13 protein-coding genes and 1 pseudogene are annotated in these 14472 nt (G+C 43.0%); 6 read left to right on the top strand and 8 right to left on the bottom strand.

Features of this window, described 5'->3' with window-relative positions:
• The first annotated feature begins 169 nt into the window (after positions 1–169).
• The gene (locus tag WKK05_RS27380) at positions 170–1846 is read left to right on the top strand and encodes a DUF3352 domain-containing protein (RefSeq protein ID WP_341526177.1); all 1677 of its coding nucleotides are present in this window, start codon (positions 170–172) and stop codon (positions 1844–1846) included.
• Positions 1847–2088: 242 nt separating this feature from the next.
• On the opposite strand, the gene mscL is transcribed toward WKK05_RS27380, so the two are convergent.
• On the bottom strand, positions 2089–2517 hold the full coding sequence (mscL, locus tag WKK05_RS27375; protein ID WP_341526176.1) for a large conductance mechanosensitive channel protein MscL: 429 nt from the start codon (positions 2515–2517) through the stop codon (positions 2089–2091).
• A 257-nt stretch (positions 2518–2774) separates the two neighbouring features.
• Here mscL and WKK05_RS27370 point away from each other — a divergent pair, with 257 nt between their 5' ends.
• The 3 genes and pseudogenes from WKK05_RS27370 (at position 2775) to WKK05_RS27360 (ending at position 5032) form a co-directional block, all read left to right on the top strand.
• Positions 2775–3695, top strand: a complete 921-nt coding sequence (locus WKK05_RS27370; RefSeq protein ID WP_341526175.1) for a class I SAM-dependent methyltransferase — start codon at positions 2775–2777, stop codon at positions 3693–3695.
• Complete coding sequence (locus WKK05_RS27365) at positions 3688–4656, top strand: PrsW family glutamic-type intramembrane protease (RefSeq protein ID WP_341526174.1); 969 nt, start codon at positions 3688–3690, stop codon at positions 4654–4656. The genes WKK05_RS27370 and WKK05_RS27365 overlap by 8 nt, the downstream gene beginning before the upstream one ends.
• Before the next feature lie 32 nt (positions 4657–4688).
• A pseudogene (locus WKK05_RS27360) lies at positions 4689–5032 on the top strand (hypothetical protein).
• Between the two features lie 82 nt (positions 5033–5114).
• On the opposite strand, the gene WKK05_RS27355 reads toward WKK05_RS27360, so the two are convergent.
• The 7 genes from WKK05_RS27355 to psbD form a co-directional block, all read right to left on the bottom strand.
• Positions 5115–5987 (bottom strand): 6-carboxytetrahydropterin synthase, encoded by an 873-nt coding sequence (locus tag WKK05_RS27355; protein WP_341526173.1) that lies wholly within the window; start codon positions 5985–5987, stop codon positions 5115–5117.
• 153 nt (positions 5988–6140) lie between these two features.
• Complete coding sequence (locus WKK05_RS27350; RefSeq protein WP_341526172.1) at positions 6141–6833, bottom strand: DnaJ domain-containing protein; 693 nt, start codon at positions 6831–6833, stop codon at positions 6141–6143.
• A gap of 16 nt (positions 6834–6849) precedes the next feature.
• Positions 6850–7812 carry a cysteine synthase A gene (cysK, locus tag WKK05_RS27345; RefSeq protein WP_341526171.1) on the bottom strand — a complete coding sequence of 321 codons (963 nt, stop codon included), beginning with the start codon at positions 7810–7812 and terminating at the stop codon, positions 6850–6852.
• Between the two features lie 74 nt (positions 7813–7886).
• Positions 7887–8324 (bottom strand): Rrf2 family transcriptional regulator, encoded by a 438-nt coding sequence (locus tag WKK05_RS27340; protein WP_341526170.1) that lies wholly within the window; start codon positions 8322–8324, stop codon positions 7887–7889.
• A gap of 182 nt (positions 8325–8506) precedes the next feature.
• A complete protein-coding gene (locus WKK05_RS27335) occupies positions 8507–10249 on the bottom strand; it encodes an iron uptake porin (RefSeq protein WP_341526169.1) in 1743 nt (580 codons plus the stop codon).
• 373 nt (positions 10250–10622) lie between these two features.
• A complete protein-coding gene (locus tag WKK05_RS27330) occupies positions 10623–10904 on the bottom strand; it encodes a 4a-hydroxytetrahydrobiopterin dehydratase (protein WP_341526168.1) in 282 nt (93 codons plus the stop codon).
• A 1091-nt stretch (positions 10905–11995) separates the two neighbouring features.
• The gene (gene psbD, locus WKK05_RS27325; protein WP_341526167.1) at positions 11996–13051 is read right to left on the bottom strand and encodes a photosystem II D2 protein (photosystem q(a) protein); all 1056 of its coding nucleotides are present in this window, start codon (positions 13049–13051) and stop codon (positions 11996–11998) included.
• 347 nt (positions 13052–13398) lie between these two features.
• On the opposite strand from psbD, the gene WKK05_RS27320 reads away from it, so the two are divergent.
• Entirely contained in the window at positions 13399–13671 is a 273-nt protein-coding gene (locus tag WKK05_RS27320) for a hypothetical protein (protein WP_341526166.1), read from the top strand.
• A 13-nt stretch (positions 13672–13684) separates the two neighbouring features.
• Positions 13685–14365, top strand: a complete 681-nt coding sequence (locus tag WKK05_RS27315) for an ABC transporter ATP-binding protein (protein WP_341526165.1) — start codon at positions 13685–13687, stop codon at positions 14363–14365.
• The last annotated feature ends 107 nt before the right edge of the window (positions 14366–14472 follow it).

Raw genomic sequence — 14472 nt, 5'->3', positions numbered from 1 at the left:
ATCCCGTTGAAGTATTTTTTAAAGTAATTACACACCGCTAGTTTGTAGGATTACTAATTTTATCAGTAAATACCGATCAATTAGTAGAAATTATTAATAAATCCGAAAACTCTACAATGACGCTTGTATAAATGTCGGTGAGAATTTAAGAAAAAGAGGATAACAACAAATGCCCGAACGTAAATCTAAGCTTTTAATTCCTGCTGTAGGTGCTGCTGTAGTTGTCGCAGGAAGTGTAGCGGCTTATATGTATTTGAAAGGCCCGTCAGGGGATAGCTCAGGCGCTTTGGGAAGTGCTAAGTTAGTGCCTTCCACAGCTTTGATTGCAACTTATATTACCACTGATCCGCAAGCTTGGGCAAAGTTACAGCAGTTTGGCACTCCAGAAGCACAAAAGTTAGTAGCAAAAGGCTTAGAGGATTTTAATAAGGATTTGTTCAAAGAAAGTAACATTTCTTATGAGAAAGACCTTAAACCTTGGGTTGGTGGTGTAATGATTGCTGTACTGCCACCAAATCAAACCAAACCAGCGCAGCAGAAACTGCCTTCAGGTACATCTTCTATACAGCAAGAACCCAACATCTTAATGATCGTGGGAATTAAAGATAAACTTGCTGCCTTGGATTTTGCTAAAAAATTGAAAGAACAAAAAGGAGTCAAAACTCAGGAATCTGACTACAAAGGTCAAAAAATCATAGAAACTACAGAAAAAGGTAAACCGACATATAGTGTAGTTTTAAATAATACTCATGTGGTATTCTCTCCCGAAAAGCAAGCTGTAGAAAAAACTATTGATACGTATAAAGGGCAGCCCTCTTTTGCGAGTAAAGAAGGCGCAAGTAGCATTCTTGCTAAAAGTGTAAATATCAAAAACGCCTTAGCTCAGATTTATGTACCTAATTATGGAGAATTGGTACAGCAACTAGTAGCCGCTAATCCGCAGGCGACGCAGTTACCCCCGCAAACCTTGGCGCAACTAAAACAGGTGAAATCGATGGTGGCGGGTATTGGTGTTGATGATGCAGGAGTGCGCCTAAAAGCGATCGCCAATTTAGATCCGCAACTGAACAAATTCCAATATCAAACAAGTCCTGGAAAAATAGTAGGGCAGTTTCCGCTCGATACATTGGCTCTAGTGAGCGGTAATGATATTAACCGCGGCTGGCAAACAATAGTAGAACAGTCAAAAGATTATCCGGATTTTAAGCAAGCACTTGAACAGGTACGCGGACAGCTCAAATCAGTCAATATTGACTTAGATAAAGAAGTTTTTGGGTGGATGAATGGTGAATTTGGTTTTGCGGCGATTCCATCTAATCAAGGCGTGTTAGCGAGTGTTGGTGTTGGCGGAGCTTTAGTATTTGACACCAGCGATCGCAAAACTGCGGAAGCCACCTTCACAAAATTGGATACCCTCGCCAAAGCCCAACAAATTAATATCGCCAACAGAAATATCGGCGGTAAAGACGTAACTGAATGGCAAATTCCCCAACAAGGAGCTTTATTGGCACATGGTTGGCTGGATCAAGATACCTTATTTGTAGCTGTTGGTGGCCCCATTGGTGACGCGATCGCAGATCGCAAGACTCCATCTCTTGACAATAGCGACAACTTCAAAGCTGTTACTGCCTCTTTGCAAAAGCCCAACGGAGGCTACTTCTATCTGGATATGGACAAAACTGTGTCCCTAGTAAATCGCTTTGCCGGAGTTAGTCAACCCATTCCACCTGAAGCCAACGCCATTCTAAGTTCCATTCGTGGTCTTGGTCTGACTGCTACTAGCCCCGATAAATCCAGCAGTGAATTGGAAATGTTGTTAGCTCTTAAACCAAAAACTGGAAAGTAGGACATTAGGAGTACTGTTAGCGGAAGCGGGGCGTTTAGCCCGTGCTGAGTCAAGAGTAAGTTATTTTCTCCCTGCTCCTCCGGTTACTGAGCGGCTTGCCTTGAGCGTATCGCTAAAGCGAAAGCTTCGCTAACGCCTTGGTCTCGTAGAGAAGCCGAAAGGAGTCGTAAAGCCTGCGGCATAGCTGCGCTTAGGGCGCAGCCTCTCATAGAGAAGTATGCTCCCTCACTCCCTACTCCCTTTTACAAAACTTGATTATTTCGAGATTCCAAGGTATTTGTCAGGTTATCCAATGCACCAATTAGCCTTTCCTGGACTACAAGGCTAGGATCTGATGGGGAGTCATCGGTGGCTTCTTGTCTTTTGAATCTTTGTAAGGCTCGAATTGCCATAAATAAAATCAAGGCAATGATTAAAAAGTCAACTATTGAGCCGAGAAAGTGGCCAATAGCAATTCCTGGGCCAACGGTGATTGTTTTCCAGTCTTTACCAGTCAACCCAACGAGAGGGTTAATCAATGGCATGATCACATCCTCAACAAAGGAGGTGATAATCCTGCCAAAAGCAGTACCAATGATCACAGCGATCGCCAAGTCAACTACATTGCCTTTAAGGGCAAATTCCTGAAAATCTCTTAGAAAGCCGCTTGCTCTTCTTTTTACTCTGATCATACTGGACTATAGAGAAGTTAGTTGTAGTCTTCTTTTAAATGACACTCAAATTTTTGCCATCTCTGTTTAGATAGATGCTGCTTTTAAAGGGATTGAGTACTGGGTACTAGAGATTGGGATTCAGAACTGAGAAGTAGGCAAAATAAATGATGCTTCATGTCCTATGCCCATGCCCTATACCCAATTTAATTTCCTTGTAGACTAGCCTCCAGCAAGTATGTCATAAGTAGAAAAGGCTATTAAATGCAAACTGATTTATGACCGCTGCTGTAAAAACTGCCCCTGACTTAGCTGTCCGTTTGGTAAATGGCTTATTGGCAATCAAGCCTTTAGCTAACATAGCCAAGCATCAAGCTAGACAAATGATGATTAAACGCGCCGAAAAAATTGGTGTGCCTTGGACACAAGCAGTCGAGACACTACAAGCGCGTGATTGGAAAGCTGATTTAGCTCAAGTACAAAATCTTCAGCTTTCCTACCCTGATTACTATCTCACCTCATTCCATGCCTACGAAACTGGAAATCTTAACTGGCAAGCTGCTTTTGAGGTAGAATCTGCCGCTCGTGCTGTCCACGCTAAGATTTGGCAGGGTGCTGAGGTGCAAGGCGATCCAATGCTGCGCCAAAGCTACCACAACATCCTGAAAAGCCAAATCGGCAACGAGCCGCAAGATATCTTAGATGTAGGGTGTAGCGTTGGTTTGAGTACCTTTGCCTTGCAAGAAATTTATCCCGAAGCTAAAATCACAGGCTTAGACTTATCTCCTTATTTCTTAGCCGTTGCTAACTACCGCGCCCAACAACGTCAAGCTAAAATTAACTGGGTTCATGCCCAAGCGGAATCGACTGGACTACCAAATGCCTCATTTGATTTAGTTTCCATTTTTCTGATGTGCCACGAATTACCTCAGTCAGCAACAAGACAGATTTTTGCTGAAATGCGGCGTCTACTACGTCCGGGTGGCAATTTAGCAATCATGGACATGAATCCCCAATCTGAAATATACAAAAAAATGCCAGCCTACATTTTGACACTACTCAAAAGTACTGAACCATATTTTGATGAATATTTCAGCTTGGACATTAAGCAAGCTATTGTTGAGGCAGGTTTCCAAACTCCCACTATCACCAGCAACAGTCCCCGTCACCGCACTGTTATTGCTCAGGTGAGTGGCTGATTTTTCTATACTGCTGTGGGCAGTAATACCCCCGCTATTGGTGTTAACCTACTACTATTATCGGGTTCCTACTGCCCCACCTCTGTTAGCGTTGCTATTTTTGTTTATCGTTGGGGCAATATCCGGTTTCGTTGCCCTTAGCCTAGAATTGGCTTTTGAAAATGTAGCTAACTCTTTTTTAGGCTGGCAAAATACTAAGTACTCGCTCCCTAGTATGGCTTTGCGGCAGCTTTTGGAAGTAGGGCCAATTGAAGAAAGTTGCAAGTTGGCAGCAGTTATCGTACCAACCTGCTATCTGCAACGCAAGTATCAATTACTTCCCTCTACCGTTTTCCTCTTTACCATAGCTGTAGCCCTTGGATTTACTGCCCAAGAGAATTGGATTTATCTGTTTCACGGTACAGCATCAATTATTGACCGCACTATCGGCACGCCAGTCCATGCAATGTTTTCTGCACCCTGGGGTTATGCCCTGGGAATATATATTTCTTCTTCTATTCGGTTACATCGAGACAGGAAATTTATTTTTAGGGCTTGGCTAAATTCTGTAATCTGTCATGCCCTAGTTAATATTTTATCTAGTGCTTGGCGTTACCTGCCACCACTGCGTTTTCTCAGTTATGGTTTATTTCCATTCTTGTTGTGGATGTTTTGGCGACTTGAGCAGTTATTGCGAAAAGTGCAAGGCAAATCCCCTATTCTCTTAGTCTCAGGCTATACACGCCAACATCGATATTTGCAGAGGGGCTTAGTGTTTTTTGCCCTCGTGCTGGGTGGAAATGCTATTTTTGGGCTGTTTCTTTTAGCCAGAATTCTTAGCCCTTTGAGACTGTCACAAATTTTTTATCCTGATGTTTTATCGTTTACACTCAGCCGTTTTTCACTAAATCTCATTTTTGGAGTTTTAGCTTGGCTAATTTATCGTTATTTGCGACGTTCTGCACATCGTCGGTATTTTTAAAATATGATTTAGGAAAACGCTAGGAGGTTTCTATGCAAACAACTCCAGTACGTTAGACAACTGATGATTTAGAACTATTTGCAGGTGATTCTCGTTCCGATACACTTCGTGAACGCAGAAATCGCTGTGAGATTATTGATGGAGAATTATTTGTAACCAGAGCACCTCATTGGGATCATCAGTTAGCCTGCATTAACATTGGTACAGTTCTTAAGATTTGGTCAGATGAAACTGGTCTCGGTAAGGTGGCGATTGCTTCAGGAATTATTTTCTCAGATGCGCTATTTTAAAGCTTGCAGTTACTTTATTTAGTCAAGATGAATTGACAAGTCCTTTGCTACCTGGATTTAACTGCTTAGTAAGTAAATTTTTTTAATTTTAGATTGGGGACTAGGAAACTAGAAAAAAATTTCTAACTCCTGTAGAGACGCGATTAATCGCGTCTCTACTCTCTTCAATTAAACTTTTGCCAAAATAGGCTCACTTCCTGAAGTATTGACTGAGTTTGATTCTGACTCTGTACAGTAGATTTCGCAGGAATTATTCGGGCTTTCAATGAGTTTAACTTTGTGAAGCTTGGCTCCTAATTCTTGGATAGGCGATCGCAGTAAATTACTGATATAAAGTGCGATATTCTCAGCAGTAGGCACAACTTGAACAAAGTAAGGAATATCTTTGTTTAAAAAGGTGTGATCAAATGGCTCGACGACATAATCTTCTATCACCTGATTCAAAGCACCTAAATCAACAATCATGCCAGTACGGGCATCAATTTCCCCTTTGACGGTGACTTCTAAATGGTAGTTGTGTCCATGTCCGTGGGGACGAGCGCACTTACCATAAACAAGCGTGTTTTCTTCGTTACTGAGGTCAGGGTGAGCCAGCCGATGAGCGGCACTAAAATGTGTACTGACAGTAAGATAAGCTTCCATTCCGTTTCCTGTATAATCTGCCCAAAGTTCAGGATGTTCAAATAACTGCACACGGACTAACGGCAAGTGAGGTGATAACCGCTGCCAAATAACCCGTGTAATATTCTCAGTAGTGGGCAGAGTTTGTTGAAATTCTGCCCAGACATCGTTGAGATAGGAAAAGTCTAATTGGCTGGTAACTTCCCGTTTGATTACGTGTTTCACATCGGACAAGTTCAGCACCATCCCATACTTATCCAATTCTCCAGCTAGGGAAATGAATAAGACATAGTTATGCCCATGTCCGGGAAATTTAGAGCAAGCACCAAATTTATCAATATTCTCGGCTTCACTCAATTCTGGCAACCAATAGAGATGACTTGCCGAAAACTGAGCGCGGCGATTAACAATACATTGCATGAGTACACTATGAGCAGAATTTAAAATTTCTTAATCTTTGACTGCTTCTAGGATAAACTAATTTCTTTGTCATTTGTCTCCGAAGTTCTGAGCTAAGGAAGCTTAGCTCAGACTTCTCTCTTTATCATTTGTCCTTTGTGAATAACCAAATTACTAATGACTATTCACAGATACTTGTGCCTCGCAGTGTAATCTTCTAGCTATGCGGAATAGTTCTTGACCCGTATGTAAATAACGCTCATCGTAGTTCAAGGGGAAATAAGCTAGCTCTTCTAGTCCATCTCCTACTTGATCAAGGCTGTAGTAGAGGTGAGCTGCTGTTCTTGCTAAACTAGGAGGATTTGGCAGAGAGCGAAAAGTAATTTGTGCCTGCTTAAACTCCTCCCGACAAGTTTCTAAGTATTCCTGAAATTCTTCTAACAGCTCGTCATCAAAGGGATCGGCTGCTAATTCTTCCATTTGTTCCTCTAAGGAATAGAGAATGTTACAAAGCAAGCGATTAACTGGTTGATAAACTTGCCGCAGCCATTCCTCGACTTGCTCGTCAGCATCCCGTCCTGTTGGTCTTGTTGCCTTGTAGCGCTTTTGAGCCGATGCTGTCTGTTGGCGATCGCTATTTAGTTTTTGAGAGTTATCTCGCAATTTTTGGTCATAATTATGGCGATTTTGTGTATCACCTAAGACCTCGTACGCAGCATTGATGCGGATAATCCGCTCGTTATCCGCTGTTTCCTGATTGCTGTCAGGATGAAATAATTTAACCAAGCGGCGATAAGCCTGCTTAATCTCCGCTTGGCTAGCATGACGGCTAACTTTAAGAGTTTCGTAGTGATTAGAATCGACCATTCGTCTAATTTATCGTTTAGCTGACGCCAGCTGCTACCCTTGCCTCTAGGTCTTGGAACAGCGGCGTACTCAAATATCTTTCTCCAAAACTGGGCTGAATCATTACAATTAAGCGGTCTTTGTTTTCTGGACGTTGGCCTACACGAATTGCAGCACATAAAGCTGCTCCGCTGGAAATACCAGATAGTAGCCCTTCTTCTTTTGCCAACCGCCGACCATAAGCGATCGCCTCTTCATCGGTTACAGTGATTACTTCATCAATCAATTTTATCTGTAGCACTTGGGGAATAAATCCAGCGCCAATTCCTTGGATTTTATGTGGCCCTGGTCGTCCCCCAGATAAAACTGGGCTATTGGCTGGTTCAACTGCGATCGCCTTAAAGCTTGGCTTACGAGCTTTAATAACTTCTGCTACACCAGTGATCGTACCACCTGTGCCGACTCCTGCTACAACTATATCTACCTGTCCATCGGTATCCTGCCAAATTTCTTCGGCTGTAGTCTCTCTATGCACTTTCGCATTCGCAGGATTACGGAACTGTTGCAACATATAAGCGTCTGGCGTGCTGTCAACTATCTCCTGCGCTCGCCGAATTGCCCCACTCATGCCTTCCGCCCCTGGTGTTAATTCCAGTTCAGCGCCATAAGCCCGCAACATTGCCCGTCGCTCCCCACTCATTGTCTCCGGCATTGTTAAGATTAACCGATAACCTTTGGCTGCTGCCGCCATCGCCAGAGCGATTCCCGTATTTCCAGAGGTGGGTTCTACCAATATTGTCTTGTGCGGAGCTATTAGCCCTTCCTCCTCCGCAGTATTAATCATACTTATGCCAATCCGGTCTTTAACTGATGCGGATGGGTTCATGCTTTCCAGTTTCACCAGAATCTGGGCAACACACCCTTCTGCTTCCGGAATACGGTTTAACTGCACCAGAGGCGTACTTCCGATAAGTTCTGTAATGTTACGAGCAATTTTCATAATTAATCCTCAGTTATTAGTCAACAGTCAAGAGTCAATAGTCAAAACTAATTTCTTTAGGTTTTTGAGCTTGACTAAATGTAGTACATAATATCTAAGCGACGTCGAGAATCTCGTTTTTCACAAAGATCCTGAAGTGTGTATTTTTGCAACACTTTGTTAGCAGCCTGGGATGCTTCTTGCCAAATTTCTTCTACAACAGAACTGTCTACTGTTTTGGGATTAATGTTTTCCTTACAAGTTTCTACATCTAAACCTTCCAAACACCCTAAAATCTCAAAAAGCGTGATTTTTCGGGGTTCTCGTGTCAAAAAATAGCCGCCTTTTGATCCGCGTTGACTTTTAACTATACCCCCACGCCTTAAAGTTGCTAATAGCTGTTCTAGATAGCGGTCAGGTATGTTTTGTTGTGCTGCAATTTGTCGAATTTGTAGTGGTTCGCCGCTTTCATAATGAGCAGCCATTTCTAATAAAGCAAGAATTGCGTATTCACATTTACACGATAGTTCCACAGCAGAAATCAGTTAAGAATGAGGAGTTAGGAGTTATACAGTTTAAACTCATAACTGCTAACTATTTCTAGTATACTCCGGTTATCCGCTGGGGTTTGTTTGTTCCCTCTGGCAAAAACAAAAAACCCCGCCTGATGGCGGGGAACAATAAAGTTTAAAACTGGAAACAGTTTTTTAGCACTCTAGAAGTTAAAGGTTGTTCTCAGCGTACCGATAATTGCATCATCGTTATCACTGTTCTGACCAGGAGAGGTCAACCAGATCACACCAGGAGTAATTGAGACATTATCCGAAACACGATACTTGTAGAAGCCTTCAACTTGGTATGGCACGTCTCCGCCACCAAAACCTGGTCGGTTAAGTGCATAAGGTTGCGCTCCCGCAAAAACGCCTAACACGTTACCTTGTTTTCCAAAATCAGCTAGGGCAACCCCAGCACCGTAAGACCAAGCTTCAAAATCATTACCTGCACCAGTACTTGTAATGTCGTGGTAAGATACGAAGCCGCTAACTGACAGTTTATCGCTGGGTCTGAATGCAGCTGATAGACCGTAAGAATTAGTTGAAGATGCTGTACCTAGGGTATTGGCTTGTGCAGTACCTACTACACCAGTAGGTACGATAATGCCACCCACAGTGCTATTGGTATCCAAACCTGAATCGAATAAAGCACTACCTCCTCCCTTGTAACCGTGGACATAGGTAGCTGCTACAGCTATGCGATCACCTAAACTAAAGTTCAATTGACCTAGAGCAGCATAGTCACCGTTGGCAAGTCCTTGACCTTCAGCAGGACTATTTGCTTCCGATGCCAAGTAACCCACAGTAATAGAACTATTTCCTAAGATACCGCCACCTCTACCCAAAGGCAGGTTTAAAGCTGCACCTGCGCCGCCACCAATCCGATAGATGGGATTTTCCGAAGAAAAGGTGGATAAAGCGCCATTACCGCCGTCGGTGTTGTCAAAGAAGTAAGGATTGTTGACAGAAGCATACTGGCTGTGTCTTCCTCCAACTGCCGCGAGGTAAAGTTGAGCTGGCCCTATGGGAACTTCATAGGTCAATCTGTCTACCTCAACACTGTTATCACCTGTACTACCGACTTGGAAGGTTTGCAGCCCTTCAGCACTGGCGATAGCGCCAGTATCACCTTGTATTGTGAAGGCTTGTGCATTACCAGCCGCCAAACGGGTGGTCAAAAGGTCTCTACCAGTGAAGCTGGTTTGCAAGCCTAAACGTACTCTGTCTTGGAAGACGGTATTGTTAGTTTCACCTGTTCTATCGCCAAAGGCATCACTAACAGCAAAAATAGCTTCACCAACCAATTTGGTGGTAGTGGAGAACTGATTTGCTTCTAATTCAGCAGTACGTGCTTCTAAAGAATCTACACGACCGCGTAGGGTTGCGAGTTCTGCGGAAAATTCTTCTTGCAAGCGCTGTAAAGTAGCTAAATCTTGTTTGGTAACCAAGTCAGCTGTTGCTGTGGCAATTAATTCGTTAACTCGATCCAAACAAGCGTTTAAACCAGCAGCAAACTCATAACGAGTTAAAGCACGGTTACCGCGATAAGTACCATTTGGATAACCTGCAATACAACCATAACGCTCAACCAAGGACTGTAATGCTTGGAATGCCCAGTCGGTTGGTTGTACATCAGAAAACTGAGATACCGATGTGACTTGAGACTGGCTGTTATTTTGGTTGCCTTCGTTGCTGTAGCGGTTAACTTGGTCTAAAACTTTGGTATCATTAGCCGTTTGAGCCAAAATTTCTGGCTGTTGGACAAATGTATTTACGCTTGCTTTTTCGGCTGGTAATACTTCAGCGGTAGTAGTTGGAGCTGCAATTGCTGTTCCTGAAACTAACAGAGCTGCTCCTAAAACTGCTGGGCTAACCACTAGGGATTTCCACAATAGATTAGACATATTTCCTTTTCTCCTCACACCTTGTATAAATACTAATCTCTTTTGCACCTAATTCTCAAACTCAAAAATGCGACATCTCGTTGAAACCTGTGGATGAGGCATAGTTGCTACTAATACAATTTTAGTTTTCGCAAAGCTAATAACTGATTAACTTATTGTTAAAAATTGATGTGATTAACTTATGCAAAAACATCTCCTCATAGCATAACATTATAAAACATCAAATTTACATCGCAAGATAGGAGCGATCGCCTTCCAAAGTGTCACACTTAATTCACATAAAAAGGTAAATGGGGATTAGGACATTTAGTGATTACCAGTTCACAAAATTGCCGAAAGTCCAGACACTCAGGAGTTTCTTGAGAGAAATTACTTAGTTTATTTGAGAAATCTCTCTTGCAACATCAAAGTCCTTCTGCGTCAATCCACCTGCGTCATGTGTTGTCAGTGTAATTTTCACCTTGTTGTAAGAAATCTCTATATCTGGATGATGTCCTGCTGACTCAGAAGGTTCCACTAACTTATTGACAAATTCAACTGCTTGAATAAAATCTTTAAATGTCCGGCTGGTCTTTAACTTGCTCTGTTCAACTGTCCACCCTGAGAGACCGCCTGCTTGTTCTTGAATTTCTGCTTCAGTAAGTAGTTGTGCCATATTAAAAAACCTTATCTCTAGCTTTGTTATATCTGAATTTAAAAACAGTGCCGAGGAGTCTTTCCGTTGCTTTGGTTTCCAAAGTTAAAGCAAGGTGGCTTTGCTGAATGCTAATTTAAAAGTAATGAGTAAATAAAGTAGGATTTCCATGCCCCTGTTATGTGATTCATCACATGGGCTTATAGCTCAAAAGTTGAGTGTAGAGAAACCGAAAATTTTATCTTTTGTTATGAACGTTCACTTCACAAAAGTTTTATAGTACTTATTCGGCTAAACCTCTTTCACCTTGGCAATAAATTCGGCTAAACCTCTTTCACCTTGGCAATAAAAAGTATGGAGTAATAGATTGTAGTAAGTTTTTAAAATGAGGCTTTAGATTTAAACCTACAAACTTAGATTAAATTTGCGCCTCTTAATTAAGATTATGTATTTTTGTACGTACTAGCTACAATTTAGGTATACAGACAAGTACAAGCGTTCACATTCTTTCAACCGCCTATATTTAGACTAAGTATTTTTATTTTTCAGTAAAACTTTAACCCAGTTGAAATCTAAACTTTTTTTAGAGTAACCATTGTAAGTTACCTATAAAAAACTATCCGCCCTGATTTAGATCAGGTGATCTAAGTCAGAGCGGTCTAGCGGGTCTTCAGGTTGCAACCAGACTGCCGGAAGGAACTCCGAGCTTTAGCCTAGCTACTTGAGCTAACTTAGTCTCTCAAGGTGACTAAGGCTAACTTTTAGAGAACAGCCCCGGCACACAGCCGGCTAACTGCAACCTGATGACCCATGGGTATACTACTTTCTATCATGGGCATCACCTCCTTATTGCCTAAGCGGCCTTAGTATCAAAAAGGGAGAGCGTTTAGCTCTAGGTTTATAACCTTCACTCAATATAACACATAAATTTAGAGATCCAAGCCATAAATAGAAAAACCCCCGCCAAAAGGCGGAGGATAACTGAAGAATGAGTAATATTGATGATTTTCGGACGTATACCGAAGAACTTTTTTAATGTGGATTTGCCAATCATCGCTAACTACAACCCTTAATTAGGATCATAGTCAGTCCTAACTTGCCTCTCCTTATCTTTAGAGAGCGTTACCACGAGGCAGAACTTCTTCAGGGAATACAAATTGTTCGTGAGGCTGATCTTGAGGAGCCATCCAAGCGCGGATACCCTCGTTCAACAAAATGTTTTTGGTATAGAAAGTTTCAAATTCCGGGTCTTCTGCCGCCCGCAATTCTTGAGAAACGAAGTCGTAAGCCCGCAGGTTGAGTGCCAGACCAACGATACCCACAGCACTCATCCACAAGCCTGTGACTGGCACAAACAACATGAAGAAGTGCAACCAGCGCTTGTTGGAGAAAGCAATCCCGAATATCTGTGACCAGAATCGGTTTGCTGTCACCATTGAGTAGGTTTCTTCTGATTGGGTGGGGTTGAATGCCCGGAAGGTGTTTGCACCTTCACCGTCTTCAAATAGGGTGTTTTCAACTGTCGCACCATGAATCGCGCACAATAGCGCTCCACCTAGTACCCCTGCTACTCCCATCATGTGGAATGGGTTGAGTGTCCAGTTGTGGAACCCTTGCAGGAACAGCAAGAATCGGAAGATTGCTGCTACTCCAAAGCTGGGTGCAAAGAACCAAGACGATTGTCCCAAGGGGTACATCAAGAAGACGCTGACGAATACCGCAATTGGGGCTGAGAATGCTAGCGCGTTGTAGGGACGAATTCCTACTAGCCGTGCGATTTCAAATTGCCGTAACATGAAGCCAATCAAAGCAAAGGCTCCGTGCAGGGCTACGAATGGCCACAATCCACCTAGTTGGAACCAGCGTGTCAGGTCACCTTGGGCTTCTGGCCCCCACAACAGCAGCAAGGAGTGTCCCATGCTGTCTGCTGGTGTTGATACTGCCACTGTCAGGAAGTTACAGCCTTCTAGGTAAGATGAGGCTAATCCGTGGGTGTACCACGATGTGACAAATGTTGTCCCGGTCAGCCAACCGCCTAATGCTAGGTAAGCGCAGGGAAATAATAATATCCCTGACCAACCTACGAATACGAAGCGATCGCGCTTCAACCAGTCGTCTAGTACGTCAAACCACCCTCTACTGGGGGCGCGTCCTACTGCGATGGTCATGAGAGCAAAACTCCAAATGTTATAAGTACAGGTTGTATCTGTATTATAGATGACTATTTTACAGCGCTCTATAAGCAGAAAGTGAACTGATTGTCTATTCAGTTTACAATTTTTTACGAACCTTTAATCATATTAAGTGCAAATCGCTAATTTTTCTAGGGGATTTGTTAGAAAATTTAACTTTTGATACAGATGCGATCACGTTAAAGCAAGAGCAGGGGCAGCAAAAGAAGAATAATAATTCTTTCTCGTCCCCCTCATATTCCTCAATCCCCCAATCTTGGGCTGGAATCATCCAGCTGACGCTAAAATGGGTGCTACAGTCAAATTTAATTAATACTAGCTAAATGTTTACCATCGACTTAAGCATCAGAAACACTGCTTTCCCCATATCAGTACAACGTAAGTCAGCTGAAGATGCTGAGGCGGTCTATCAGCTAATTCTGGCAGCAATACGTTCTGGCAATCCTGATATAGTGGAACTAATATGCGAAGGCAAGACAGAGAAAAAAATTGCTGTTCGTGCTAGCGAGATTTCTGGGGTACAGATTGTTCAGAAAGATGGTGTAACCACTGCTGGTGGTAGACCACCTGGGTTTTTTGCGTTAGCCGCTGAGTAGCTAAGGTATACCAATGGCGCAAGTGGGCATCGAGGTCAAGAATTTAAATTTTAATTGGCCTAATGGCGACACAGCAATCAAATCTTGCTCTCTCGAAGTACCCAAGGGTGAATTTTGGATGCTCTTAGGTACAAATGGCAGTGGCAAATCAACGTTACTTAGGCTGCTGGCGGGGCTATTAGCCCCTGAGTCTGGTGAGATTCGGATTTTGCATCCTGTTGGCTTTGTTTTTCAAAATCCTGATCATCAACTGGTTATGCCAACAGTTGGTGCTGATGTGGCTTTTGGATTGGTGGAAGAAAAATTACCACCTGCTGCTATAAGAGCAAGAGTTGAGGAGGCGCTAGGAGCAGTAAATTTGCTTGCTCTACAACGACGCCCGATTTATGCGCTCTCTGGAGGACAAAAACAGCGAGTAGCGATCGCGGGTGCGATCGCCCGTCGTTGTGAAGTTTTACTATTAGATGAACCCACTGCCTTGTTAGATCCAGATAGCCAGCTAGATTTAGTAGCAGGTGTCCGCCGCCTCGTCAAAAGTCGCGGCATTACAGCCCTGTGGGTGACGCATCGATTAGACGAGTTAAATTACTGCGATGGTGCTTTCTTGCTGGAGAGAGGCTCTTTGATAGATTGGGGTGAAGCCCAACGCCTCAAGCAACGTTTGATGGAGGTAAACAACGAAGCTTCTTCTTGAGTCCTGAGTTGAGTAATTCACAGTGTTGAGTTCCGAGTCCTGAGTGGAAATTCTGGCTCAGCGCTTACCTCCAAATCCCAACCTCGACAACCCATTACTTTATTGCA

The sequence above is a fragment of the Nostoc sp. UHCC 0302 genome (genome assembly GCF_038096175.1).
GTDB lineage: Bacteria > Cyanobacteriota > Cyanobacteriia > Cyanobacteriales > Nostocaceae > UHCC-0302.
This window is presented reverse-complemented; position numbering and strand designations above follow the sequence as displayed.